The organism is Mumia flava (genome assembly GCF_002797495.1).
Lineage (GTDB): Bacteria > Actinomycetota > Actinomycetes > Propionibacteriales > Nocardioidaceae > Mumia > Mumia flava.
Window position 1 is genome coordinate 282,861 of the sequence record NZ_PGEZ01000001.1, and the last position, 25,220, is coordinate 308,080.

General features: G+C 70.5%; 25 protein-coding genes. 8 read left to right on the forward strand and 17 right to left on the reverse strand.

Going from position 1 to position 25,220, the window contains the following annotated elements:
* Positions 1–30: 30 nt before the first annotated feature.
* Entirely contained in the window at positions 31–1,029 is a 999-nt protein-coding gene (locus CLV56_RS01320) for a C40 family peptidase (RefSeq protein WP_039368666.1), read from the reverse strand.
* Between the two features lie 263 nt (positions 1,030–1,292).
* Positions 1,293–1,562: a hypothetical protein gene (locus CLV56_RS01325; protein WP_100414269.1), complete on the reverse strand. Its 270-nt coding sequence runs from the start codon at positions 1,560–1,562 to the stop codon at positions 1,293–1,295.
* A 130-nt stretch (positions 1,563–1,692) separates the two neighbouring features.
* On the opposite strand from CLV56_RS01325, the gene CLV56_RS01330 reads away from it, so the two are divergent.
* Together CLV56_RS01330 and CLV56_RS01335 are read left to right on the forward strand one after the other, a co-directional pair.
* Positions 1,693–3,495, forward strand: a complete 1,803-nt coding sequence (locus CLV56_RS01330) for a DEDD exonuclease domain-containing protein (RefSeq protein WP_100414270.1) — start codon at positions 1,693–1,695, stop codon at positions 3,493–3,495.
* 94 nt (positions 3,496–3,589) lie between these two features.
* Positions 3,590–3,874 (forward strand): Lrp/AsnC family transcriptional regulator, encoded by a 285-nt coding sequence (locus tag CLV56_RS01335; RefSeq protein WP_039368669.1) that lies wholly within the window; start codon positions 3,590–3,592, stop codon positions 3,872–3,874.
* A gap of 6 nt (positions 3,875–3,880) precedes the next feature.
* Here CLV56_RS01335 and trpD read toward each other — a convergent pair whose 3' ends face one another.
* On the reverse strand, positions 3,881–4,927 hold the full coding sequence (trpD, locus tag CLV56_RS01340; protein ID WP_039368672.1) for an anthranilate phosphoribosyltransferase: 1,047 nt from the start codon (positions 4,925–4,927) through the stop codon (positions 3,881–3,883).
* Positions 4,927–5,355 carry a hypothetical protein gene (locus CLV56_RS01345; RefSeq protein ID WP_039368674.1) on the reverse strand — a complete coding sequence of 143 codons (429 nt, stop codon included), beginning with the start codon at positions 5,353–5,355 and terminating at the stop codon, positions 4,927–4,929. The genes trpD and CLV56_RS01345 overlap by 1 nt, the downstream gene beginning before the upstream one ends.
* A gap of 135 nt (positions 5,356–5,490) precedes the next feature.
* Between CLV56_RS01345 and ctaE the strand changes: the two genes are divergently transcribed.
* The 5 genes from ctaE (at position 5,491) to CLV56_RS01370 (ending at position 11,932) form a co-directional block, all read left to right on the forward strand.
* Complete coding sequence (ctaE, locus tag CLV56_RS01350; RefSeq protein WP_100414271.1) at positions 5,491–6,138, forward strand: aa3-type cytochrome oxidase subunit III; 648 nt, start codon at positions 5,491–5,493, stop codon at positions 6,136–6,138.
* A gap of 112 nt (positions 6,139–6,250) precedes the next feature.
* Entirely contained in the window at positions 6,251–7,084 is an 834-nt protein-coding gene (gene qcrC / locus CLV56_RS01355; RefSeq protein WP_039368679.1) for a cytochrome bc1 complex diheme cytochrome c subunit, read from the forward strand.
* Positions 7,081–8,178, forward strand: a complete 1,098-nt coding sequence (gene qcrA, locus CLV56_RS01360; protein ID WP_100414272.1) for a cytochrome bc1 complex Rieske iron-sulfur subunit — start codon at positions 7,081–7,083, stop codon at positions 8,176–8,178. The genes qcrC and qcrA overlap by 4 nt, the downstream gene beginning before the upstream one ends.
* Positions 8,179–8,182: 4 nt before the next feature.
* Entirely contained in the window at positions 8,183–9,877 is a 1,695-nt protein-coding gene (gene qcrB, locus CLV56_RS01365; protein ID WP_425437684.1) for a cytochrome bc1 complex cytochrome b subunit, read from the forward strand.
* 201 nt (positions 9,878–10,078) lie between these two features.
* Positions 10,079–11,932, forward strand: coding sequence for a glycoside hydrolase family 15 protein (locus CLV56_RS01370; protein WP_039368686.1), 1,854 nt, complete (start codon positions 10,079–10,081; stop codon positions 11,930–11,932).
* 24 nt (positions 11,933–11,956) lie between these two features.
* On the opposite strand, the gene CLV56_RS01375 is transcribed toward CLV56_RS01370, so the two are convergent.
* From CLV56_RS01375 to CLV56_RS01430, 12 genes are all read right to left on the reverse strand, one after another.
* Positions 11,957–13,195, reverse strand: coding sequence for a L,D-transpeptidase (locus tag CLV56_RS01375; protein WP_100414273.1), 1,239 nt, complete (start codon positions 13,193–13,195; stop codon positions 11,957–11,959).
* A 99-nt stretch (positions 13,196–13,294) separates the two neighbouring features.
* A complete protein-coding gene (locus CLV56_RS01380) occupies positions 13,295–13,690 on the reverse strand; it encodes a cytochrome c oxidase subunit 4 (protein WP_039368689.1) in 396 nt (131 codons plus the stop codon).
* Positions 13,687–15,378 carry an aa3-type cytochrome oxidase subunit I gene (gene ctaD / locus CLV56_RS01385; RefSeq protein WP_483869447.1) on the reverse strand — a complete coding sequence of 564 codons (1,692 nt, stop codon included), beginning with the start codon at positions 15,376–15,378 and terminating at the stop codon, positions 13,687–13,689. Before ctaD ends, CLV56_RS01380 begins: the two co-directional genes overlap by 4 nt.
* Before the next feature lie 71 nt (positions 15,379–15,449).
* Complete coding sequence (gene ctaC / locus CLV56_RS01390; protein WP_245857499.1) at positions 15,450–16,355, reverse strand: aa3-type cytochrome oxidase subunit II; 906 nt, start codon at positions 16,353–16,355, stop codon at positions 15,450–15,452.
* Positions 16,356–16,488: 133 nt separating this feature from the next.
* Positions 16,489–17,427, reverse strand: coding sequence for a carbohydrate kinase family protein (locus tag CLV56_RS01395; RefSeq protein ID WP_245857503.1), 939 nt, complete (start codon positions 17,425–17,427; stop codon positions 16,489–16,491).
* A gap of 224 nt (positions 17,428–17,651) precedes the next feature.
* Positions 17,652–18,008, reverse strand: coding sequence for an iron-sulfur cluster insertion protein ErpA (gene erpA, locus CLV56_RS01400; RefSeq protein WP_039368697.1), 357 nt, complete (start codon positions 18,006–18,008; stop codon positions 17,652–17,654).
* A gap of 91 nt (positions 18,009–18,099) precedes the next feature.
* Positions 18,100–19,272, reverse strand: coding sequence for a glycerate kinase family protein (locus tag CLV56_RS01405; RefSeq protein ID WP_100414274.1), 1,173 nt, complete (start codon positions 19,270–19,272; stop codon positions 18,100–18,102).
* Positions 19,273–19,276: 4 nt separating this feature from the next.
* Positions 19,277–20,551, reverse strand: a complete 1,275-nt coding sequence (locus CLV56_RS01410) for an aspartate aminotransferase type Ic (protein ID WP_039368699.1) — start codon at positions 20,549–20,551, stop codon at positions 19,277–19,279.
* A 118-nt stretch (positions 20,552–20,669) separates the two neighbouring features.
* The gene (gene pspAB / locus CLV56_RS01415; RefSeq protein ID WP_039368702.1) at positions 20,670–21,242 is read right to left on the reverse strand and encodes a PspA-associated protein PspAB; all 573 of its coding nucleotides are present in this window, start codon (positions 21,240–21,242) and stop codon (positions 20,670–20,672) included.
* Positions 21,242–22,141 carry a zinc metalloprotease HtpX gene (htpX, locus tag CLV56_RS01420; protein WP_039368704.1) on the reverse strand — a complete coding sequence of 300 codons (900 nt, stop codon included), beginning with the start codon at positions 22,139–22,141 and terminating at the stop codon, positions 21,242–21,244. The genes pspAB and htpX overlap by 1 nt, the downstream gene beginning before the upstream one ends.
* 110 nt (positions 22,142–22,251) lie before the next feature.
* The gene (gene pspAA, locus CLV56_RS01425) at positions 22,252–22,530 is read right to left on the reverse strand and encodes a PspA-associated protein PspAA (RefSeq protein WP_039368706.1); all 279 of its coding nucleotides are present in this window, start codon (positions 22,528–22,530) and stop codon (positions 22,252–22,254) included.
* Entirely contained in the window at positions 22,527–23,273 is a 747-nt protein-coding gene (locus tag CLV56_RS01430; protein ID WP_211287954.1) for a PspA/IM30 family protein, read from the reverse strand. The genes pspAA and CLV56_RS01430 overlap by 4 nt, the downstream gene beginning before the upstream one ends.
* A gap of 144 nt (positions 23,274–23,417) precedes the next feature.
* Between CLV56_RS01430 and CLV56_RS01435 the strand changes: the two genes are divergently transcribed.
* Positions 23,418–23,984, forward strand: a complete 567-nt coding sequence (locus CLV56_RS01435; protein ID WP_039368707.1) for a DUF3043 domain-containing protein — start codon at positions 23,418–23,420, stop codon at positions 23,982–23,984.
* Between the two features lie 136 nt (positions 23,985–24,120).
* Here the strand turns inward: CLV56_RS01435 and gcvT are convergent, their stop codons facing one another.
* On the reverse strand, positions 24,121–25,212 hold the full coding sequence (gene gcvT / locus CLV56_RS01440; protein WP_039368709.1) for a glycine cleavage system aminomethyltransferase GcvT: 1,092 nt from the start codon (positions 25,210–25,212) through the stop codon (positions 24,121–24,123).
* Positions 25,213–25,220: the final 8 nt, after the last annotated feature.

Consider the following 25,220-nt stretch of genomic DNA (forward strand, 5'->3'; position numbering starts at 1 on the left):
TCCGTACGGCCGGCTCTCGGGACGGTGAGGTCAGCCGACGCGACGGACCCCGGTCAGCGGCATGGTGTTGACCGAGACGATCTCGACGCTGCGACCGGGACGGGGCGCGTGCACGATCTGCCCGTCGCCGATGTAGATCCCCACGTGGCTGACCGGGCTGTAGTAGAACACCAGGTCGCCCGGGCTCATCGACGAGGTCGACACGGACGTCCCCATCCCTGCCTGCGCCGAGGACGAGTGCGGGAGCGAGACGCCGGCGGCGCCGTACGCAGCCATGGTGAGCCCGGAGCAGTCCCAGCTGCTCGGCCCGGCGGCGCCGTAGGAGTACGGCTCCCCGAGCTGCGCCAGGGCGAAGTCGATCGCGGCCTTGGCCCGCCCGGAGGCGTCGACCTTCGGCGCGCTCGGCCGGTCGCCGTCGCGGCTCGTCTGGGTGTCCCCGCCGTAGACCTGCTCACGCTCGACCGGCGTGAGCCGCTCGACCAGCGCCTCGGCCTCGGCCACCTTCTCGTCGAGCTTCTCCTGCTGCTCGTCCATCTCCTCCTCGGCGTCGGAGATGACCGCGAGCTTGGACTTCAGCATCTTGGTCCGCGACTTCAGCCGGGCCGTCTCGTCCTCGAACGACGAGAGCTGGTCGGCCTGCGTCGCGTTGTAGCTCTGCAGGACGGTGAGCCCTTCGAGGAAGTCGTCGGCGTCGTCGCTGTTCAGCAGCTGCGTGGTCGTGCCCATCGGGGAGCTCGTGAGCTGGTCGGCGATCACGCCGGCCACCTCGGACCGGATCTCCTCGACCTGCGCCTTCTGGTCGGCGACGTCGGCCTTCAGGTGCCGGATCTGCTTGCGAGCCGTCTCCACCTCGTGCGCGAGCTCGAGGTAGCGCTCGTTGGCCTGCTCCGCCTGGTGGCTGAGCTTCTCGACCTGTCGCTTGGCATCGGCGAGGTTCGTCGCGTCAGGATCCGCAGCGCTCGGGGACGCAGTGAGCGTGGCCATCATGACCACGCCGGTCCCGGCGACGACGGCTGCACGCAGCGTCATCGTTCGACCGTTCCGCACGTCGAGGGGTCTCCTTCGGTCTCGCACGCCTCCCGGGTGGGGGGATCCGGGAGGTGGAGGCCTCCCGAGGCGGCGTCCCTGCACTCTTCCGTACGAAGAGCTCCTCAGGCACGCGACCCTCACCTTATGCGGCCGCCCCGGCACGAATCAATGAGGGTCTGTGACATTTTCGTGACCTGGCGCACCGCAACCGGCCTGCGAGGCCCGCGAAGGAGGCGCGCGACGGACCGTGCCTGCCCGATCCGTCACGGCGGAGGAGGGTCGGCACGGGAGTCGGTGGGGGTGACCAGCCGGAGCGGTGGGAGCAGCCCCGCCGAGCTCAGCGCGTCCAGGGCAGCGGTCTCGTCTGCGTCCATCTCGAGGTGCGACGGCGGCCCGAGCAGGGCCGTGACGACGCAGTCACCGCACGCCTGTGGACGGGCGAGACAGGATGCGCAATCGATGGTGAGGACCTCGTCGCCGGCCACCTCCGCCGGCGGCCGAGGAGGCCGGTGTGCTGCGTTCGTCTCGTTCATGTCGACGACGCTAAGGATCCGCACTGACAACTCTGCCTCCGGCGTGTCGCGTGTCGGACCCGGCGTGTCGCCGCCGTGGTGCCGGTGTGTCGGCCGAGAGGTGTCAGTGCGGATCCCTAGCGTCGTGCCCATGGTCGCCGCTGCTCCACCTCCCCGCTCCGGTCCGGCTCCCGGCCGCCGGGACCCGTCGCCCGGCGTCCAGCTCGGGATCGACGACCTGGGCCGCCCCCTGGTCGACATCACGTTCTGCGTCGTCGACCTCGAGACGACGGGCGCGGGAGCCGACGCCTCGATCACCGAGATCGGCGCGGTGAAGGTCCGCGCCGGAGAGGTCCTGGGCGAGTTCCAGACGCTGGTCGACCCCGAGGGCGCGATCCCGCGTGCCGTGACCGTGCTGACCGGCATCACCGACGCGATGGTCGTGGACGCGCCGAGGATCGGCGAGGCGCTGCCCTCGTTCCTCGAGTTCGCGCGGGGCTGCGTCCTGGTCGCGCACAACGCCCCGTTCGACATCGGCTTCCTGGTCCGCGCCGCCGAGCAGCTCGGGCTCGCGCGGCCCCGGTTCGAGACGGTCGACACCGTCCGGCTCGCGCGCAGCGCCCTGCTCCGCGACGAGGTGCCGAACTGTCGGCTCCACACGCTCGCGCACCACTTCCGCGCCACGACGACACCGAACCACCGGGCCCTCAGCGACGCACGCGCGACCGTGGACGTGCTGCACGGCCTGCTCGAGCGGGTCGGCACGCTCGGCGTCAGCACCCTGGAGGAGCTCGTCGCGTTCAGCGCCAAGGTCGCCGGTCGGCAGCGGCGCAAGGCGGGCCTGGCCGACCATCTGCCCCACGCGCCCGGGGTCTACCTGTTTCGCGACCGCACCGACCAGGTGCTCTACGTCGGCACGTCGAAGGACCTGCGCACCCGCGTGCGGACCTACTTCACCGCCAGCGAGACGCGCAGCAGGATGGGCGAGATGGTCGCGCTCGCCGAGCGGGTCGAGGCGATCGTGTGCGCGACACCGCTCGAGGCCGAGATCCGCGAGCTGCGCCTGATCAGGGCCCTCAAGCCTCCCTACAACCGCCGCTCGCGGCACCCGGAGCGCGCCGTCTGGCTCACCTTGACCAACGAGCCGTGGCCCCGGCTGTCGATCGTGCGGGCCCCGGCTCCGGACGCGGTCGCGATCGGACCGTTCCCGCGCCGCGCGAGCGCCGAGCGTGCCGCCTCGGCGCTGCACGAGACCTTCCAGGTGCGCCAGTGCACCACCCGGCTCGCGCGCCGTGCCCGGCAGAGCCCGTGCGTGCTCGCCGAGTTGGGCCGGTGCCTGTCCCCGTGCGACGGCTCGACGACCCAGGAGCTCTACGCCGGCGAGGTGGACCGCCTCCGCGAGGCGATGCAGTCCGACCCGACCGAGGTCGTCGAGTCCGTCCGGGCGCGGATGCGGACGCTCTCCTCCCAGGGCCGCTTCGAGGACGCCGCCGCGCACCGTGACCGCCTGGCCCTGCTCCTGCGCACCGCGAGCCGTGGTCAGCGGCTCCGCGCGGTCGCGGCGTGCGAGGAGATCGTCGCGGCACGCCCCGCGGAGCGGTCTCCCGGCTCGTGGGACGTCCACGTGATCAGGTCGGGCCGGCTGGTCGCCTCAGGGGTGCTGCCACCACGGACGCCCTCCGCCGGGTGGGTCGCGACCCTGCGGACGACCGCGGAGACGGTGACAGCGGGCACACCGGCCGCCGTGGCGGCCGAGACGGACCTGGTCGTGCGCTGGCTCGAGTCCGACGGCGTGCGGCTGGTGGACCTGCACGGCGACTGGGCGCTGCCGATCCGCGGTGCGGGCCGCCACCACACGCTCGTCGCCGAGGTCGAGCACGCGCGTGCCGAGGCCGTGCCTGCGGACGAGCGCCGCGCGGGCGGCTGGCGCACCCAGCACCAGCCCCCGCGGTGACGAGTAGGCTCGAGCAGCGTCGGGACAGAGCGAACGCGACCCGAGGCCGGACACCGACCGGCGCCGCACGCCGTACCACCCACGAGGAGCTTCCGTGATCACTGCGATCGTCTTCGTCAACGCCGACGTCGCCCGCATCCCCGAGGTGGCGGAGGAGATCGCCGCGCTCGACGGCGTCAGCGAGGTCTACTCGGTCACGGGGCACATCGACCTGATCGCGCTGGTGCGGGTCCGCCAGCACGAGGACGTCGCGTCGGTGGTGGCCGACCGCCTCAACAAGGTCCCCGGCGTCACCTCGACCGAGACGCACATCGCCTTCCGGGCGTACTCCCAGCACGACCTCGAGGCGGCGTTCAGCATCGGCGTCGAGGGCGCCTGACGCGCCTCAGGCTCGCGAGGCCGCGGCCCAGGCGCGGAGCAGGTCGCGCGCGGCACCGGAGTCCAGCGACTCGCGCGCGCGGGCCACGTTCCTCTCCAGACGCGTCAGCAGGTCGTCCTCGCCGCCCTCGTGCGCGCACAGCCCCGCAGCGGCGTTCATCACGACCGCGTCCCGGACGGGACCCTTCTCCCCCGCCAGGACCCGGAGGAACACGTCGGCGTTGAAGGCCGGGTCGCCGCCTCGCAGGGCCTCCGCACCCGACACCTCGATCCCGAGCACGGCGGGGTCGAGGGTCGACTCGACGACGGACTTGTCGCCCTCCGGACCGGCGACGGTCCAGATCGTGCTGGTGGTCGTCGTGGTGATCTCGTCCAGGCCGTCGTCGCCCCGGAACACCAGCGCGTCGACGCCGCGGCGCGCGAAGACCCCCGCGATGACCGCCGCCATCCGGGCGTCGGCGACACCGACCGCCATCGCCGCCGGCCGCGACGGGTTGGTCAGCGGGCCGAGGAAGTTGAAGACCGTCGGGATCCCGAGCTCCTTGCGCGGCCCTCCCGTGAAGCGGAACGACGCGTGGAAGACCGGCGCGAAGCAGAACGTGATCCCGACCTCGGGCGCCAGCTCCGCCACGCGCTCGGGCGCGAGGTCGAGACGGACACCGAGCTCCTCGAGGACGTCGGCGGCACCGCTGGAGCTCGAGGCGGCGCGGTTGCCGTGCTTGACCACCAGCGCGCCGGCGCCCGCCATCGTGACGGCGGACATCGTGGAGATGTTGACCGTCCGGGCCCGGTCGCCGCCGGTCCCGACGATGTCGACGGTCCGGCCCTCCACGGAGATGGTGCGGGCGTGGGCGTACATCGTCTCGGCGAGCGCCTCGACCTCCTCGACCCGCTCGCCCTTCGCTCGCAGGCCGACCGCGAAGCCCGCGATCTGCGCCGGCGTCGCGTTGCCGGACAGGATCTCCTCCATCGCCCAGGCCGTGAGGCCCGCATCGAGATCGCGTCCGGCGACCAGCGTGGAGAGGACGTCGGGCCAGGTGATCGCGTGCGGCATCACACGGCTCGGGACGCGGCCGGCAGCAGCAGACCGAGCGCAGCCTGCGCGAGGCGCAGCGGGTCGATCGGGTGACTCGTCACGCCGTCGGCGCGCGACCACGTCGCGAGCCATGCATCCTGCTCCCGCCCGGTCAGCACGAGGAGCGGCGGGCACCGGAAGATCTCGTCCTTGAGGGCACGGGCGATCCCCATGCCCCCGGCCGGCACGGCCTCGCCGTCGAGGATCGCCAGCGCGAATCCTCCCGCATCCATCTGCTGCCGTACGACCGGCTCGGTGGCGCACTCGACGAACTCCACCGGCGGCAGATCGGGGTGCGGCCGCCGACCGAGCGAGGAGATCACCTCCGCACGCGTGTCGGAGTCGTCGGAGTAGACGAGGACGCGCAGCACGTCCTTCGGACGGGTGACGGTCGTTTCTTCGCTCACACCCGCGATCGTAGCGAGACCCTGCTGCTCGCGGCACCACCACCGGCCCCGTACGAAGGCTGTCGCGCCCCAGCACGGGCGAGCACGGCCGCGAGACAGGGGTCGGGGATGCTTCCGTCAGCGCCGGGGTTCATAATGACTCGCGTGGCGACGACAAGTGTGATTCCAGCATCCCGCCTCCACGGGCAGCCCAACCGGCCGTCTCAGGTCACGGTGGGCACGGTGGTGTGGCTCTCGAGCGAGCTGATGTTCTTCGCGGCTCTCTTCGCCGCCTACTTCACGATCCGCGCGGTCAGCCCCGAGCTGTGGGATCTGGAGACCGCGAAGCTCAACGTCCCGTTCGCCACGGTGAACACGACGATCCTCGTCCTGTCGTCGGTCACGTGCCAGTGGGGCGTGTTCGCGGCGGAGGAGGGCAAGGTGGGCCGGAGCGGCTCGCTGCTCAACTTCCGCGAGTGGGGGATGCGTGAGTGGTTCGCGCTCACCTACCTCATGGGTGCCGTCTTCGTCGCCGGCCAGGCGGTCGAGTACGTCGAGCTGGTGCACCACGACGTGACGCTGGCCTCGTCCGGTTACGGATCGGTGTTCTACCTGGCCACGGGCTTCCACGGCCTGCACGTGATCGGCGGTCTGATCGCGTTCCTGCTGGTGATCGGGCGCACCTTCATGGCGCGTCGGTTCACCCACGAGCAGGCGATCTCGGCGATCGTGGTCTCGTACTACTGGCACTTCGTGGACATCGTCTGGGTCGGCCTGTTCCTCACGATCTACGTTCTGCAGTAGCGAGCTCGCCGCGATCAGCGGACGCGCTCGCCACAAGAGAAGATAAATTCGGACATTTCATCCGGCCGCATCGAACGATCGGTCGACGAGCAAGGGGAACGAGGTTCACTCCGTGCGGTTCTTGTCCACCCACCGAAGGCACCCGCTGGCGGGGTACGCGGTGCTGCTCTTCGGTCTGCTGCTCGCAGGCGCGTTGTACTACGCGTTCTCCCCGAGCTCCGCGGACGCGCAGGACTCCGCGAGCGACACGACGAAGATCGACGAGGGTCGCCAGCTGTTCCTCGTCGGCTGCGCGAGCTGCCACGGGATGAACGCCGAGGGCGTCACCACCAAGAGCGGCGGCAACTTCGGCCCGTCGCTGATCGGCGTCGGCGCCGCGGCCGTCGACTTCCAGGTCGGCACCGGCCGCATGCCGATGGCGCAGACCGCGCCCCAGGCCCCCCGCAAGAAGGTCGAGTACGACGAGGACGAGATCGACGCCCTCGCGACGTACGTCGCCTCCCTCGGCCCCGGCCCCGCCGTCCCGGACGAGGAGTACACGGACGTCTCGGACCTCTCGCAGGAGGAGCTCACCCGCGGCGGCGAGTTCTTCCGGACCAACTGCACGGCCTGCCACAACTCCGTCGGCGCCGGTGGAGCGCTGCCGAGCGGTCGCTACGCGCCGACGCTGGCGGGCGTGGACGAGAAGCACATCTACGAGGCGATGCAGACCGGGCCTCAGCAGATGCCGGTCTTCAACGACGAGGTGATCACGCCTGAGGACAAGCGCGCGATCATCGGCTACATCAAGTCGGTCCAGTCGCAGCCCCAGGGCGGCTTCGGCGGCGGTGGCGTCGGCCCGGTCGCCGACGGCATGTTCGCCTGGATCATCGGAATCGGCGGTCTGGTGCTGGTCGCGATCTGGCTGGCAGCGCAGGGCGCCCGGGTGAAGAAGAAGAGGTCATGAGCTCCGACACGCACGACGAGCGTCCCGACGACGACCGTCCCGGCGACGACACCTCCCTGACCCCGCGGGCCAGGAACGACATCGAGCCTGCGGAGCCGATCGAGAATCCGGGCCTGCCCGAGCACCTGCCGCGTCCGACGGACGTGGATCCCCGGATGGAGAAGCGCGCGGAGCGTCAGGTCGCCGGCCTGTTCGGCGTCTCGATCCTGCTCGCGCTCGCCTTCTGCGTCGCCTACTTCACGATCCCCACCGACGCCGTGGTCTTCGGCTGGTTCTCGCTCAACCTCGCCCTGGGCCTGACCCTCGGCGGTGCGCTGTTCCTCATCGGGGTCGGTGCGATCCACTGGGCGAAGAAGCTCATGCACGACCACGAGATCATCGAGATGCGGCACCCCGCGCACTCGTCGGACGAGGACCGTGAGGAGGCTCTCGCGATCCTCGACACCGGAGTCTCGGAGTCGGGCTTCGGTCGGCGGCCGCTGATCCGCAACACGCTGCTCGGTGCCGTCGGTGTTCTGGGTCTCCCCGCGATCGTGATGCTGCGCGACCTCGGCCCGCTGCCGGGTGACACGCAGTTCCACACGGTCTGGCGACGCGGCATGAGGGTCGTCAACGACGTCGCCGGCACGCCTCTGGAGCCGGGGCAGATCGAGGTCGGCCAGCTGATCAACGCCCAGCCCGAGGTGTTCTTCGAGACCGACAGCCACGGCCACGCCGTCTTCCACGGCACCGAGCTGCTCCAGGCGAAGGCCAAGGCGTCGGTGATCGTCGTCCGGATCCGCCCGGAGGACAACAACCCGCGTGAGGGCCAGGAGAACTGGGACGTCGACGGGATCCTCTGCTACTCCAAGATCTGCACCCACGTCGGCTGCCCGATCAGTCTCTGGGAGCAGCACACCCACCACCTGCTGTGCCCGTGCCACCAGACGACCTACGACCTCGCCGACGGCGGCAAGGTCATCTTCGGTCCCGGCCACCGTCCCCTGCCCCAGCTGCCGCTCGCGGTAGACTCCGAGGGGTACCTGATCGCCACCAGCGACTTCCGTGAGCCGGTTGGCCCGAGCTTCCCGGAGGTGCATCAGAACCGTGACTGACACCGTGAGCACCACCCCACTGAAGGACACGAAGTTCGGCCAGAAGGCCGCCGGACCCGTGGGATGGCTCGACGACCGTCTCGGTCTCGGCCCCCTGGTGAAGAAGAACATCCGCAAGGTGTTCCCGGACCACTGGTCGTTCCTGCTCGGCGAGATCGCGCTGTGGTCGTTCGTCGTGCTGCTGCTGACCGGCACGTTCCTCGCGATCTGGTACCAGCCGAGCATGAACGAGATCACGTACAACGGCTCGTACGAGCCGATGCGCGGGCTCGAGATGTCCCAGGCCTACGCCTCGACGCTCGACATCTCGTTCGACATCCGCGGCGGTCTGCTGATGCGGCAGATCCACCACTGGTCCGCGGCCCTGTTCGTCGCCGCGATGATGGCCCACATGCTCCGGGTCTTCTTCACCGGCGCGTACCGCAAGCCGCGTGAGCTCAACTGGCTGATCGGCGTCGGGCTGTTCTCCCTGGCGCTGATCGAGGGCTTCGCGGGCTACTCGCTCCCCGACGATCTGCTGTCGGGCACCGGGCTTCGCTTCGTCGACGGCCTCATCCGCTCGATCCCGATCGTGGGCTCGTACCTCGAGTACTTCGTCTTCGGTGGTGAGTTCCCCGGCGACCTGATCATCGCCCGCCTGTACATGGCACACATCTTCCTGATCCCGGGTCTGCTGCTCGGTCTGATCGCCGCGCACATGCTGCTGCTCGTCTACCACAAGCACACGCAGTGGCCTGGGCCCGGCCGGACCGAGAAGAACGTCGTCGGCTACCCGATGCTCCCGGTCTACGCGGCGAAGGCCGGCGGCTTCTTCTTCATCGTGTTCGGGTTCACCGCGCTGATGGCGGCGTTCATCCAGATCAACCCGATCTGGACCTACGGCCCGTACAACCCCTCCGAGGTGACGGCGGGCAGCCAGCCCGACTGGTACATGGGCTGGGTCGAGGGCGCGGTCCGGATCATGCCCAACTGGGAGTTCACGATCGGTCCCGAGACGTTCTCCTTGAACGTCTTCATCCCGGCCGTGCTGCTGATGGGCCTGCTGTTCACGGTGCTCGCGATCTGGCCGTTCGCCGAGCGGTGGGTGACCCGCGACAACGCGGAGCACCACCTGCTCCAGCGCCCGCGCAACGCGCCGACCCGCACCGCGCTCGGCGTCGCGGGCATGACCTTCTACGGGGTCTGCTGGATCGCCGGCGGCAACGACATCATCGCGCTGAAGTTCAACCTGGACATCTTCGTGATCACGTGGCTCTGCCGGATCGGTGTGTTCGTCGGACCGGTGATCGCGTTCATCGTCACCCGGCGGATCTGCATCAGCCTGCAGCGCAAGGACAACGAGACGCTGCTGCACGGCTACGAGACCGGCATCATCGTGCGGTCGCCCGACGGGGCCTACGCCGAGGCGCACGCTCCGCTCCCGGCGGACCAGGCGTTCACGCTCAGCGACCGCAAGCGGCCGCAGGTCCTGGAAGCCCCGGAGACCGAGGACGAGCACGGTGTCCGCAACCCCGCGAGTCGCAAGGAGCGGCTGCGGGCGTGGTTCTCGCGGAAGTTCTACGAGCACGATCTCGACAAGCCGACCGTCGAGGAGGTCGAGGAGGCGGCACACCACCACTCCGACGACCCGTACCCGGCGAACGAGCTGCCCGAGGACTTCTCGGGGGTCAGCGAGACCGGCGTGCCGAAGTCCCACTGACGCACCACCGGCCGAGACGGCCCCGTCCCCTCACCGGGGGCGGGGCCGTCTCGCGTTCGGTCCCCAGGCGCGCCGGCCGCCGACCCCGCTACGCTGCCGGCGAGCATCGGTTGCGGTCGTGGCGGCGGGGCGAGACGGTGATGCCACCGGTCCGCCGCCACGAGGGTGAGGACCGGTGCGACGGTGAGCGAGAGGACGACCATGGCGAGCATGATCGAGGACTACGCGATCATCGGTGACACCCGCAGCGTCGCGTTGGTCGGGCGTGACAGCTCGATCGACTGGTGGTGCGTCCCGAGGATCGACTCCGGAGCGTGCTTCGCGTCCCTGCTGGGCGACGAGGGGCACGGGCGGTGGCTCCTCCGGCCCGCGGGTGACGTCACGGCCGTGAGCCGCCGCTACCGCCCTGACACGCTCGTGCTCGAGACCGACTTCGAGACCGCCGACGGCGCGGTCCGCGTCGTCGACTTCATGTCCCCCGCCGACCACGACCACTCCCGGATCTTCCGTCTCGTCGAAGGGCTCCGCGGCACCGTCGAGATGACGATGGAGCTGGTGGTCCGCTTCGACTACGGCTCGGTCACGCCGTGGGTGAACGCCACCGCCACCGGCCAGACCTTCGTCGCCGGGCCGGACGGGCTGCGCCTGCACGCGTCCGTGCCGGTCGAAGGACACGACATGCGGACCGTAGCCCGGTTCCGGTGCGAGGAGGGCCAGGACGAGTCGTTCTCACTGGCCTGGTACGCCGCCGGCCACCACCCGCCGCTCCCCCTCGATGCCGCCGCCGCGTGCGCCCGTACGGACGCCTGGTGGACCCGGTGGTCGAGCCGGTGCACCTATGACGGTGCGTGGGCCGAGGACGTCCGGCGCTCGCTCATCACGATCAAGGCGCTGTCGTACTCCCCGACCGGTGCGGTCGTGGCTGCCGCCACGACCTCGCTGCCCGAGCACATCGGTGGTGTCCGCAACTGGGACTACCGCTTCTCCTGGCTGCGCGACGCCTCGCTGTCGCTGCAGGCGCTCGTCGAGTGCGGCTACGGCGCCGAGGCAGCGGCCTGGTACGCCTGGCTCCGTCGCGCGGTGGCAGGCAACCCCGGCGACTTCCAGATCATGTACGGCGTGGGCGGAGAGCGTCGCCTGCCCGAGCTCGAGCTGGACTGGCTCCCCGGGTACGAGGGATCGGCACCCGTGCGGATCGGTAACGCCGCGAGCGACCAGTTCCAGCTGGACGTGTTCGGTGAGGTGCTCGAGGCGACGTGGACGGCCCTGAGCAGCGGGCTGGTGAAGCCGGAGGACGAGGACCTCCCCGTTCAGCGGAACGAGGAGGATGCCCTGCTGCCTGCCATCATGGAGCACCTCGAACGGGTCTGGGACGAGCCGGACGAGGGGATCTGGGAGATCCGAGGACCTCGTCGCCACTTCGTCCACTCGAAGGTGATGGCCTGGACGGCGTTCGACCGGGCCCTCCGGATCGCGGAGCACCTCCGCCTCGGGACGAGCGTCCCTCAGGACCGCTGGGCCGAGCTGCGCGACCGGATCCATGCCGAGGTCTGCGAGCGGGGCTGGAACGAGGAACGGGGGACGTTCGTGCAGTACTACGGCGCCGACGTCGTCGACGCAGCGCTCCTCACCATGGTCCGGGTCGGCTTCCTCCCCCCGGACGACCCGCGCATCATCGCGACCGTGGAGGCGATCGAGCGCGACCTCAAGGTCGGCGACTTCGTGCTCCGCTATCCGATGGAGTCCGACGACGACCACCCCGTCGACGGGCTTCCCCCGGGCGAGGGTGCGTTCCTGCTCACGACCTTCTGGCTCGTCGACGCGCTCGCCCTGATCGGACGGCGCGACGACGCCGTCGCTCTCTTCGAGAAGCTGCGGGCCCTGCGCAACGACGTCGGCCTGCTGTCCGAGGAGTACGACCCGCACGCGCAGCGGATGCTCGGCAACGTCCCGCAGGCGTTCTCCCACCTCGGGCTGATCGTCGCCGCCGCGACCCTCTCCCCCGACCGCATCGGGCCGGCCGAGGACGACGGACCGGTCGCCGGCTTCAGCTGAGCAGCGACCGGTCGCGCCGCGTCCTCAGCTCAGCGCGGAGCCCTTCTTGAACTCCTTGTACGAGATGTTCCAGTCGGTCCAGCCGTTCTGGGGCTCGAGCACGGTCCGGCTCGAGTTCACGAACTTCACCGGGTCACCGATCGTGGAGATCCCGTAGTACCACTGGGCGTTCTCGACGCTCAGACCGGTGCAGCCGTGGCTGACGTTGGCGGAGCCCTGTGACCCGACCGACCACGGGGCCGCGTGGACGAACTCGCCGGAGTTCGTCACCCGCATGGCGTACTTCACGTCGGAGATGTTGTAGTACTCCGGGTCGTCCTCGGAGATCCCGGTGGTCGCGGCGTCCATCCGCTTCTCCAGGTGCTTCTCCATGATGACCTTGGTGCCGTTGCGGGTCTCGAACCCGGCCTTGCCGGTGGTCGCCGGGATCGTACGGGCGACCTTCCCGTCGACCTTCACGGTCAGCGTGTGGTTCGCGACGTCGACGACGCTGGTGACCGCCTGGTCGGTGATCTGGAACGACGTCGAGCGGTCCATCTGCCCGTAGATCCCCTTGGCGGTCTTCAGGCTGTTGATGTTGACGTTCACGTCCACGTCGGTGCCGGCCGGCCAGTACTTGCGGGGACGGAAGTGGACCTCCGAGTCGCTCACCCAGCTCCACGTCCCGTTGACCTGGGGCTTCGAGCTCACCTCGAGGTGGCGCTCGACCTCGGCCCGGCGGGTCACCGGGATGTCGAACCGGACGATGATCGGCATCGCGACGCCGACGGTCTGGCCGTCCAGAGGCGAGATCGAGGCGTACGCCTGCTGGTCGAGCCTCAAGTCGGTCGTGCGGAACGTGCGCTGCACCGTCTCGGTGGCGCCGTCCTCGTCGCGGGTCGTCACCTCGAGGCGGTACTTCTTGCCGGGCTCGAGCGTGCCGTCAGCGGTCCAGGAGGCGCCGTCGGAGCTGATCTCCCCCTGGACGGTCCGCTTCGGCTTCGCCTTCTTGCCGAAGTGGGCCGTCACGGCGGTGATCGTGCCGTTCTCCGCGGCGAGGGACACCTCGGTGTCGACCGCGACATCGCGCGCGCCGTCGTCGACGTTCGAGGAGAGCACGACATCCGGCGCCGAGGTCGGCGTCGGAGACGTCTCCGGATCGTCGGAGCTGCCGAGGCCGGCGTCGGCGGCGCCGGAGCAACCGGCGAGCACCAGCGCAGCGCTCAGCACGCCGCCGACGAGCAGGTGCCGTCGGCGGTCGATCCTGGGCGTACGAGTCGTCATGATCCCCCTTGGAGCACGTAGAACCCCTCCGAGGGTAGCAACCGCCCCCACACGCGCCGCGGGCCGACCGCCCAGCGGCGGTGGACCAGCGGCGGTGGATCAGTGCTCGAAGACGCCCCGGTAGTACTCGAAGACCCAACCGCACACGGCCATGGCGCCGAAGCCGGAGGCGATGATGAACAGCCACCACCCGAAGATCAGGCCGATGATCATGGCGCCGAAGGCCAGGGCGCACCACAGCGGCCACCAGCTCCAGGGCGGGTAGAAGCCCTGCTCTCCGGCGCCCTCGGCGATCTCGGCGTCGTCGCGGTCCTCCAGCCGGGCCGGGATCTGCTTGGCCACCACACCGAGGTAGAACCCCAGCAGAGCAGCCAGCAGGGCGGCCATCACCAGCGCCGTCGTGCCGGTCGGATCACCCGAGGCGATCCAGTAGATGGGGGTCACGATCACGAAGAAGATCGCGACCGACGCGACCACCCAGGCTTCGGCCTTCACCGATCCTCACCTTCCCGACGCTCCTGCGTCTGACCTTCGAGATGCTCCCGACGCCCGTTCACATCGGGCGCGTCTGCCGTCTTCGACTCGAGGTTGTCGTTGTCGGCGTGCTCGAGCAGGGCGAGCTCGGGGTGGTGCAGGTCGAACGCCGGGCTCTCCGAACGGATCCGCGGCAGCTTCGTGAAGTTGTGCCGCGGCGGCGGGCAGGACGTCGCCCACTCCAGCGAGCGGCCCCAGCCCCACGGGTCGTCGACTCCGACCTTCGGGTTGTTCCGGGAGATCCACAGGTTGTAGAAGAACGGCAGCGTCGAGATCGCCAGCAGGATCGCTCCGACCGACGAGACCTGGTTGAGGATCGTGAAGCCGTCGCCCGGCGAGTAGTCCGCGTAGCGGCGCGGCATGCCCTCGACACCCAGCCAGTGCTGCACGAGGAAGGTCGTGTGGAAGCCGACGAACAGCAGCCAGAAGTGGATCTTGCCGAGCCGCTCGTTGAGCATGCGGCCGGTGAACTTGGGCCACCAGTAGTAGAACCCCGCGAACATCGCGAAGACGACGGTGCCGAAGACGACGTAGTGGAAGTGCGCCACCACGAAGTAGCTGTCGGACAGCGCGAAGTCCAGGGCCGGCGACGCCAGGATGATGCCCGTCAGGCCACCGAACAGGAACGTCGTGAGGAAGCCCAGGGTCCACACCAGCGGTGTGTCGAAGCTCAGCGAACCGCCCCAGAGCGTGCCGATCCAGTTGAAGAACTTCACTCCGGTCGGGACCGCGATCAGGAACGTCATGAAGGAGAAGAACGCGAGGTCGACCGACCCGGTGACGAACATGTGGTGCGCCCACACCGCCACGGACAGCGCGGCGATCGCCAGGGTGGCGCCGACCAGACCGATGTAGCCGAAGATCGGCTTGCGGCTGAAGACCGGCAGGATCTCCGTCACGATGCCGAAGAACGGCAGCGCGATGATGTAGACCTCCGGATGGCCGAAGAACCAGAACAGGTGCTGCCACAGGATCGGCCCGCCGGTCGCGGGGTCGAAGACGTGGGCGCCGAACTGACGATCCGCGAACAGCGCGAGGAGCGCGGCCGCGAGGATCGGGAAGGCGATCAGCACCAGAAGGCTCGTGACCAGGACGTTCCAGGTGAAGATCGGCATCCGGAACATGGTCATGCCGGGGGCGCGCATCGTGAAGATCGTCGTCACGAAGTTGACGCCACCGAGGATGGTGCCCAGACCGGACATGTAGAGGCCCAGCACCCACATGTCGCCGCCGACGCCCGGTGAGTTGATCGCGTCCGAGAGCGGGGCGTACGCGAACCAGCCGAAGCTCGCCGCGCCACCGGGGACGAAGAACCCGGCCACGACGATCGTGCTGCCGAACAGGAACAGCCAGTAGCTGAACATGTTGAGGCGCGGGAAGGCGACGTCGGGCGCACCGATCTGCAGCGGCATGATCCAGTTCGCGAAGCCGACGAACAGCGGCGTCGCGAACATCAGCAGCATGATCGTGCCGTGCATCGTGAACAGCTGGTTGTACGTCTCGTCGTCGACGACCTGCGTGCCCGGCGCAGCCAGCTCCGCGCGGATCAGCAGCGCGAGGATGCCGCCGATCAGGAAGAAGACGAACGACGTGACGAGGTAGAGGGTGCCGATCTGCTTGTGATCGGTCGTCGTCATCAGGTTGACGATCCGCTTGCCGAGCGGCTTCGGGCCCGAGGGCTCCGGTGTCCCGCTGGCGGCGGTGGGTTCTGCGACCGCGGTCACTCCTCTTCTCCGTTCTCTGCGTTGGCTGCCTCGGCCTCGGCGAGCCCGGCGATCCGGTACGCCTCGGCGGCGCCCTCGGGCTCACCGACCTGGCCGGCGGCCTGGAGCTCCTGCAGGTGGGCGTCGTACTCCTCGCTGGAGACGATGCGCACCGTGAAGATCATCCGCGAGTGGTAGAGACCGCACAGCTCGGCGCAGCGGCCGGTGAACGTGCCCTCTCGGTTCGGGGTGAGGTCGAAGCTGTTGACCTTGCCGGGGACGACGTCCATCTTGAAGTAGAACTCCGGCACCCAGAACGAGTGGATGACGTCGGGCGAGACCAGGTTGAACCGCACCGACTCGTCGACCGGCAGCCACAGCTCGGTCGGGTTGTCGGTGTCGCCCGTGTCGAAGACCGGGACGCCGCCGGTGGCCTCTTCGTCCAGGTAGTTGAAGGTGAACTGCCACTTGCTCCCGACCACCGTGACCGTGTGGTCGGGGTCGTCGACCTTCTCCAGCATCTCGTTCTGCGCCGAGACGGTCTCCGCGAAGAAGATCGCGACCACGATGATCGGCGCCACCGTGTACAGCACCTCCAGCGGGAGGTGGTAGCGGATCTGGCTCGGGGCGTCCTCGTCACGCTTGCGGTAGCGGACCATCGCCCAGGCCATCAGGCCGAAGACGAGGACGAAGACGACGCCGCTCGCGATCCACGCTCCCACCCACAGGGGGAACATCGCGTCGACCCGGTCGCTCGCGCCGACCGGCAGCGCCAGGCGCTTCCATTCGTTCGCGTCCGTCGGAGAGCAACCACTGAGCATCACGGTCGCGGCGACCACGGACACGACGCCCAGCACCGTGGTGCTCGGGCGGCGACGCTTGTCCTCGGATCGCTTGTCGCGCGCGAAGAGTTCCAGACCCACCAGGCGCCTTTCTGGCTCGATACGTCTTCTGACCGCAGCGGTGACGGAGGGCGCTCCCGGAGCAGCGGTACCGTCCGACCGCGAACGACAGCACCCTACCCCGGACTGGTCGGTCGAGCCGCCAGAGGTCCCCTCACAGCGCGGGCAGGGCATCGTCTACGATGCGCGCCGCCTCGTCGCCGTACTGCACGCCCAGACGGGCCAGCAGACCGGCCCGGTCGAGGCGGTACTCCTGCGTCCCGGTGGTCTCCACCACGCCCGCCGCAAGGGTGCACCCCAGCTGCGCGCACTGCTCGTGCCCGAGCTCGAGGGCCAGCCCGGCCAGGAACCCCGCCCGGAACGCGTCACCCACCCCGGTCGGGTCGACCGCGTCGATCCCGGCGATCGCCGGAACCTCGAGCACGGAGCCGTCCTCCTCGAAGACCGTGACGCCGGCGGCACCACGGGTGACGACACGGGTGCCGACGCGCTCGGCGATCTCGCCTGCGCTCCACCCGGTCTTCTTCTCCGTCAGCGCGGCCTCGTACTCGTTGGAGAACAGGTACGCGGCGCCGTCGATCAGCCGGCGGATCAGGTCGCCGTCGGCCCAGGCGAGCTGCTGGGAGGGATCGGCCGCGAAGCGATAGCCACGGCTGCGGCACTCCTCGGTGTGGCGGACCATCCCCTCGGGGTCGTCGGGTCCGATCAGCACGATCCCCCAACCGCCTGACCGGTCGTGGATCGGGGCGAGCTCGATCTCGCGCGCCTCCGACATCGCCCCGGCGTAGAAGGTCGCGATCTGGGCGTGCGACCGGTCGGTCGTGCAGACGAACCGCGCGGTGTGCTTGGTCTCGGAGGTGTGGACCCCCGAGCAGTCGACCCCGTGCCGCTCCAGCCACGAGCGGTAGTCCGCGAAGTCCTCCCCCACGGCGCCGATCAGCACGGGGCGCTGGCCCAGCACCGCGAGGCCGAACGCGATGTTCGCGCCGCAGCCCCCGCGGCGTACCTCGAGGTCGTCGACGAGGAAGGACAGCGAGATCTTGTCGAGCTGGTCGACGACCAGCGAGTCGGAGAACAGCCCCGGGAACGTCATCAGGTGATCGTTCGCGATGGATCCGGACACGGCGATCTGCAACGGAGGCTCCTCGGTCGACGAACAGTGCCGCAGTCACGATAGTCCCCCCGACCGGCGCGCGGGCCCGGGGCGCAGAACGCGAGGACCGTGCCTCACCGGGAGTGAGGCACGGTCCTCGTGGTCGTGCGGGGTCGGCTCGGTGCCGTGCTGCTAGGCCGGCGCCGACCCGGTCGTACGGCGGCTCAGTGGAACGAGTCGCCGCAGGCGCACGAGCCGGTGGCGTTCGGGTTGTCGATCGTGAAGCCCTGCTTCTCGATCGTGTCCACGAAGTCGATCGTGGCGCCGTGGAGGTAAGGGACGCTCATCCGGTCGACGACCAGCGAGACCCCGTCGAACTCGGCCGCCTCGTCCCCGTCGAGCGTGCGCTCGTCGAAGAAGAGCTGGTAGCGCAGGCCCGAGCAGCCGCCCGGCTGCACGGCGATGCGCAGCGAGAGGTCCTCGCGGCCCTCCTGCTCCAGCAGGCTCTTGACCTTGGAGGCCGCGTTGTCCGTGAGCGTGACGCCCTGGATCGCGGTGTCGTCGGTGCTCTGCACGGTCATGTGTTCTCCCGTATGTCTCTGGTGCAAGGACGCGTCCGTTCACCTTCGAACGCGGCGGCTCGCCTGTTCATTCCACCGTACGGGCCCAAGCCTACGCCGTCGGGCCGACGGACCCCGTGTCGCGCCGCCCGGTGGACGACCACGTCGTCGCCACCCGCTCGCCCAGCTCGGCCAACGCGGCCGCGGGCTCGGCCATCGCACGCTCGGCGCCGACGAGGTCGACCAGCGCGTAGGCCGCCTCGATCCCCATCGCGCGACGCTCCCGCGAACCGACCTCCACCCGTCCGGCGAGCACGACGCACGGACGCAGGGCCGCCGCCGCCCGGTCGGCGACCCCGTCCACGACCTTCCCGGCCGCCGAGGTGATGTCGAAGGACCCCTCGCCGGTGATCACGACGTCGGCGGACCGGGCCCGCTCGGTGAGCCCCACGGCGTCGGCCACCAGCTCGACGCCCGGTTCGGTGGCGGCGCCGAGGAGCTGGAGCGCGAAGCCCAGGCCGCCGGCAGCGCCGGCTCCCGCGGCGTCGGCCGCACGCCGCTCGGCGGGTGACGACCCGCAGGCCGCGACGACGAGCTGCTCAAGGAGGCCGTCCACCCGCAGCACGCCGTCGGAGTCCAGGCCCTTCTGGGGGCCGAAGGTCCGGGCAGCGCCGAACATCCCCAGGAGCGGCGTGGTCACGTCGGTCGCCGCGACCAGCCGGACCCCCGCGACCCGGGACCGCGCCGGCGCGAGGTCGAGCCGGCCGATCCCGTCGAACGCCTGCGGGCCGCCGTCGAGCGGCCGGTCGGCCTCCGCGCCGAGTGCGGCGAGCAAGCCGGCACCGCCGTCGGTGGTCGCGCTCCCGCCGAGCCCGACCACGACCGTACGAGCGCCCGCGTCGAGAGCGGTCGCGACCGCCTGACCCACGCCGTACGTGCTCGCGCGATCGGGCTCACGTCGGTCGTCCGCGGCGAGGCCGCAGGCCTGCGCGGACTCGACGTACGCCGTGGGGCCGTCGGGTGCGGCGCCCCCAGCACCGTGGTCGACGAGCAGGATCTCGACGTCGACCGGGGCTCCGAGCGGCCCTCGGACGCTCGCTCGCTGCACGCGGCCGCCCAGGGCCGCGTGCAGGGTCGTCACGAAGCCCGGTCCCCCGTCGGCCATCCCGACGAGGTCCAGGACGTCGTCCGGCGCCCGCCGCGCCCACCCAGCCGCGATCGCCGCGGCGGCCTCGGGCGCGCTCAGGGTGCCGGCGAACTTGTCCGGCGCCACCAGCACGCGCATCGGATCAGGCCAGCGCCTTCTCGGCCGCGGCGAGCAGGACGCAGGTCGCGACCCCCTCCATGGCCGTGCGCAGGTCGTCCATCGAGGCGAACGTCGGAGCGATCCGGATGTTGCGGTCGTTCGGGTCCTGCTTGTACGGGAACGCCGACCCGGCCGGGGTGAGTGCGATCCCGGCGCCCTTCGCGAGCTCCACCACCCGCGCCGCGGTGCCGTCCACGACGTCGAGGTCGACGAAGTAGCCGCCGGTCGGCGTGCTCCACCGCGCCACACCGTACGAGGCGAGCCGGTCGGTCAGGATCTGCTCGACCGCGGCGAACTTCGGAGCCAGCAGCTCGGTGTGCTCGTGCATGTGCGCGCGGACACCGTCGGCGTCGCCGAAGAACCGGACGTGGCGCAGCTGGTTGACCTTGTCGGGACCGATCGAGGCGAACGACAGGTGGCGGCGGAACCAGGCGACGTTCGCCGGCGAGGAGCCGAAGAACGCGACGCCCGAGCCGGCGAAGGTGATCTTGGAGGTCGAGGCGAAGAAGACCACGCGGTCCGGGTGCCCGCCGGCGGCGGCCAGCTCGAGCGCGGCAGCCGACTTCGTCTCGGTCTCGGTCAGGTGGTGCACGGCGTACGCGTTGTCCCAGAACACCCGGAAGTCCGGGGCCGCCGCCGGGAGCGCCATCAGCCGGGCGGCGACCTCCGGTGTCGTCGTCACACCGGTCGGGTTGGCGTACGTCGGGACGAGCCACAGACCCTTGAACGACGGGTCGGAGCCGATCAGCGCGGCGACGGCGTCGACGTCCGGGCCGTCGGAGAGCATGTCGACGGTGACCATCTCGATGCCGAGCGACTCCAGCAGCGCGAAGTGGCGGTCGTAGCCCGGCACGGGGCAGACGAACTTGACCGTCTCCTCGGCCGACCAGGGCCGCGGAGAGTCGTCGAAGCCGTGGAGGAGCGCCCACACGATGACGTCGTGCATCAGCGTGAGGCTGGAGTTGCCCTGCGCGAGCAGCTGATCGACGGGGATGCCGAGCAGGTCGGAGAAGATGGCACGCAGCTCCGGCAGACCGTCCAGACCGCCGTAGTTGCGGGTGTCGGTGCCGTCGGCGGCGCGGTAGTCGTCGGAGCCCGGGAGGGACAGCAGCGCGTTCGAGAGGTCGAGCTGGTCGGCCCCGGGCTTGCCCCGGGTCAGGTCCAGCGCGAGGTCACGAGCCTTCAGCGCGTCGTACGCGTCGCGCTGCTCGCCCAGCAGGGTGGAGATCTGGTCGCGGTCCAGGGTGACGATGGTCATGCGTGTCCTCGAAGTGGTGACGGAGCGAGCCGCCGGCGGCGCGCGTCCTCGAATCTACCGAGCGGCCTCGGCGCCGCCCCAGGCGCCTACCCCGGTGGGGCCGCGCCGAGCCGTCCGTCTATCCCAGACCCGGAGCGCCCCAGACCGCGAGCCAGCGGCCGAGGTCCGACTCGATCCGCAGGTCGTCGCCGACGATCCCGCGGACCTGGAGCTCGAGGGCGTTGTCACGGCGGTTCGGGCCGGTCGGTGCGAAGGGGTAGAAGGTGCCGCGCTTGTAGAGGTAGACCAGCGCGAACGGGGCGCCGTCGGCCGTGGTGAATGCGACAGTGGAGCACAGCAGTTGCGGTCCGAAGCCGTTGTCGGTGAGCGCGGTGTTGATCGCGTGCAGGTCGGTCACCAGCCCGCCGACGTCGCCGGCGTCGTGGCGGCACAGCAGCCACGTGAAGCCGAAGTCGTCGACGGTCCGCTCGACCTTCGGTCCCTGGTCCGCGTCGAGCAGCTCGGTGACGTCGCGCTGGGTGTCGTGGAAGGCCGCACCCTCGCTCTGGCGGTAGCAGACCGCGCCGATGCCGGTCGGGCGGATGCCGGCCGCCGCCTCGAGCGTGATGGCTGCCGAGGGCAGGGCGAACAACGCGTCCAGGTCGGCGCTCGGCGGCTTCGTCCGGCCGAACAGCGAGTCGAAGAACCCCATCAGAGGGGTCGTCCGAGGTCGGCGGAGATCCGTGCGAGCTGCTCGAGGCGCTTCTCGACCGGCGGGTGGGTCGCGAACATGCCCGCCAGCGACTGGCGGTCGAAGGCCGGTGTGGCGAAGAAGAACGCGCTCATGTTCTCGACCTCGCGCAGGTCGCGGCTGGGGATCCGGCCCATCTCGCCGGTGATCTTCGTCAGCGCCGAGGCGAGCGCGGAGGGCTTGCCCGTGAGGTACGCGCCGGAGCGGTCGGCGGACAGCTCGCGGTAGCGCGACAGCGCACGGGTGAGCAGGAAGCTGATGAAGTAGGCGATCATGCTGGCCAGCCAGACCACGATGAACATCAGCGCTGCGTTGTTGTTGCGGTCGCGCCCGCCGCCCAGGAACGGCGCCCAACGGATCAGGAACCCGGCGAGCAGGCCCAGCGACGAGGCCACCGTCATCACCGCGACGTCGCGGTTGGCGACGTGGGCCAGCTCGTGGCTCAGCACGCCCTCGAGCTCCTCGGCGTCGAGGCGACGCAGGATCCCGGTGGTCACGCAGACCGCCGAGTGCTGCGGCGAGCGACCGGTGGCGAACGCGTTCGGGAGGTCGGTGTCGGCCACCGCGACCGTCGGCTTCGGCATGTCGGCGAGCGCGCACAGCCGGTCGATCATGCCGTGCAGCTCCGGCGCCTGCTCGGGCGTGACGACGCGGGCCTTCATCGAGGCCAGGGCCAGCTTGTCCGAGAAGTACCACTGCCCCCACGCCATCGCGATGATGACGACGGCGGCGGTCAGAGCGCTCGGCATGACGGTGATCAGCACCGCACCGAATGCGAGGTACAGCGCGACCAGACCGAGACTGACCGCGCCGATCCGGCGGGTCAGCTTGGCGTCGCTGCGAAAGCGAGTCCTGGACATGGTTCCTCTCCCGGGGCCGCACACGGCCCGCTCCACCTGAACAACGACCGTCGAGGCCCGACCGTTCCCGGGTGGACCTCGACCGGTCCTCCCCCGGGACTCAGCCGGACTCAGCCGGGGATGAACCCGTCGGCACCGAGCAGCTCCTCGACCTCGTGGATCGACGAGTCCGACGCGGGCAGGATCAGGTCCGACTCCACGATCTCGGCGTCCGGGACCGGGGTGCCGTGGTCGCGGACCGCCCCCAGCAGGTCGTTCAGCGCGGACACGAAGGCGGCATCGTCGTGAGCGGTGACCGCTGCCTCGACGGCGTCGTCCAGGGCCTCGAGCCGCTCGACGTCGGCGTCGGGCACCCGGAACTGGCCCTCGGTGAGGATCCGGACGATCACGCCTCGTCCTCCTTCTTCGCGTCGATCGCCGGCTTGGCGTCGCCGCCCCCGAGCTGCTTCTTCATCGCCTCGAGCTCGGCGTCGACGCTGGAGCTCGACGCGAGCGCGTCCAGCTCGCGCGAGATGTCGTCGTTCGGGCCGGCGGTCACGTCGTCGAGGGCGCCGGAGGCGAGCAGCTCGTCGACCGCGCCCGAGCGCGCCTGCAGCTGGGCCGTCTTGTCCTCGGCACGCTGGATCGCCATGCCGACGTCACCCATCTCCTCCGAGATCCCGGAGAACGCCTCGGTGATCTGCGTCTGCGCCTCGGCGGCCGTGTAGGTCGCCTTGATCGTCTCCTTGCGCGTCCGGAACGACTCGACCTTGGCCTGGAGGCGCTTCGACGCGAGGGTGAGCTTCTCCTCCTCGGCCTGGAGCGCGGCGTGCTGCGTCTGGAGGTCGGAGATCTGCTGCTCCAGACCCGAACGACGGGTCAGGGCCTCGCGGGCGAGGTCCTCGCGGTTGGCCGCCAGCGCCTTCTTCGCCTGGTCCTGCAGCTTGGTGCCCTGCTGCTCGAGCTGGTTGATCTGCAGCTCGACGCGCTTGCGGCTCGTCGCCACGTCGGCGACGCCGCGACGCACCTTCTGGAGCAGCTCGAGCTGCTTCTGGTAGCTGTAGTCCAGGGTCTCGCGCGGATCCTCGGCCTTGTCGAGAGCCTTGTTGGCCTTGGCGCGGAAGATCATCCCCATCCGCTTCATGATGCCCATCGTGGAGTCTGTCCCCTTCGGAGTCGCTGTTGGCTCCACCTTACGGCCCAGGGCGTCAGGAACGCACCGGCCTCTTCTGGCGCGAGGGGCGCCCCGGTAGGCTCGACCAGCAGCCGCCCTCCCGACCGAACGACCGAGGCACCCGTGTTCCGACGCAACGACAAGTCCGCCGCCGAGCCGATCCCCGAGCCGAAGGCGGGAGGCAAGGGTCGACCGACCCCCACGCGCAAGGAGGCGGAGGCGGCTCGCAAGGCAGCGCTGAAGTCTCCGGGCTCGCGCAAGGAGCAGGCGAAGGCGGACCGCGCGCGCCGGTCCGCCGAGCGCGGCAAGATCCGCCAGGCGATGGAGACCGGCGACGACCGCTACCTCCCGGCCCGCGACCGCGGCCCGGTCCGCCGGTTCGTGCGCGACACCGTGGACTCGCGTCGCAACCTCGGCGAGTACCTCATGCCGGTCCTCGTCGTGATCCTGCTGATGTCGCTGGTGCCGGCGGCGTGGGCGGTCTCGACGATCTACACGCTGTGGCTGGTCGCGATCGTCGGCACGGTGATCGACTCGTTCGTGCTCGTCCGCAAGGTCAAGCGCGGGGTGCGCGAGCGCTTCCCCGACGCCTCCACCAAGGGCCTGACCGCGTACGCCCTGCTGCGCAGCACGCAGATCCGGCGCCTGCGGCTCCCCAAGCCGCAGGTGCGCCACGGCGACAAGATCTGAGTCCCTGCCGGCGAGCCCGTCGAGACCCCGCCGGCGCATGCGCAGCCCCGTAGGTGCGCACTTCGGCGGCTACGGTCGCACCTGAGGGGATGCACGGGTGCCGGACGGTCCGGCAGCTCGGCCCGCCCTGAGGCCGCTAGCGGGTCGACGGCTGCACGAACGGCGGCTTGACGACCTCGAACGACGCCTCGCGACCGCGCACGTCGACCACGACCTCGTCGCCGACGGAGACCGAGCGGTCCACCAGCGCCAGCGCGACGGGAGTCCGCAGGGTCGGAGAGAACGTCCCCGAGGTGACGCGGCCGACATCGGCACCGCCGGCGGACACCCGCATCCCGGGCCGGGCGATGCCGCGCCCGGTGCCGCGCAGCCCGCGCAGCAGCGGTACGGAGCCCTCCGCCCGCTGGGCGAGCAGCGCGTCGCGCCCGACGAACTCGGGCTTGTCCCATCCGACGGCCCAGCCGAGCCGCGCCATCACCGGCGTGATGTCGAGCGACAGGTCCTGGCCGTGCAGCGGATAGCCCATCTCGGTCCGCAGGGTGTCGCGCGCGCCGAGGCCGCACGGACGGATCCCGTCGGACTCCCCCGACGCCATCACCGCGTCCCACACCGCGACCGCGGCGTCGGCGGCGACCACGATCTCGTACCCCTTCTCGCCGGTGTAGCCCGTGCGGCAGACCGTGAGCGTCGCACCGGCGAGCTCGGCGGTCTCGAACCCCATGTAGTCGTGCGCCACCGGCAGACCGATCCGCTCGAGAACCTCGGCGCTCCGCGGTCCCTGCACGGCGATCACGGCGTCGTCGCGATGCCGGTCGGTGACGACCACGCCGCCCGGCGCGTGCTCGGTGAGAACCGCTGCGACCGCTGCGGTGTTCGCGGCGTTGGGGATGACCAGCAGGTCGTCGTCGGCTCGGCGGTACACGATCAGGTCGTCGACGACACCACCGTCGGGCGTGCAGCACAGGGTGTACTGCGCCTGCCCGGGACCGATCCGCTCGAGCGCGTTCGTCAGGCAGCGGTCCACCAGCGCGGCCGCGCCGGCGCCCCGGACCGCCAGCTTGCCGAGGTGGCTGACGTCGAAGACGCCGACCCCCTCCCGTACGGCCTTGTGCTCGGCGAGGACACCGCCGCCGGCGTACTCCAGCGGCATCTCCCACCCACCGAACTCCGCGAGCTTCGCCCCGAGCTCGACGTGACGGCGGTGCAACGGTGAGGAGAGCAGCGTCATGGACGCGA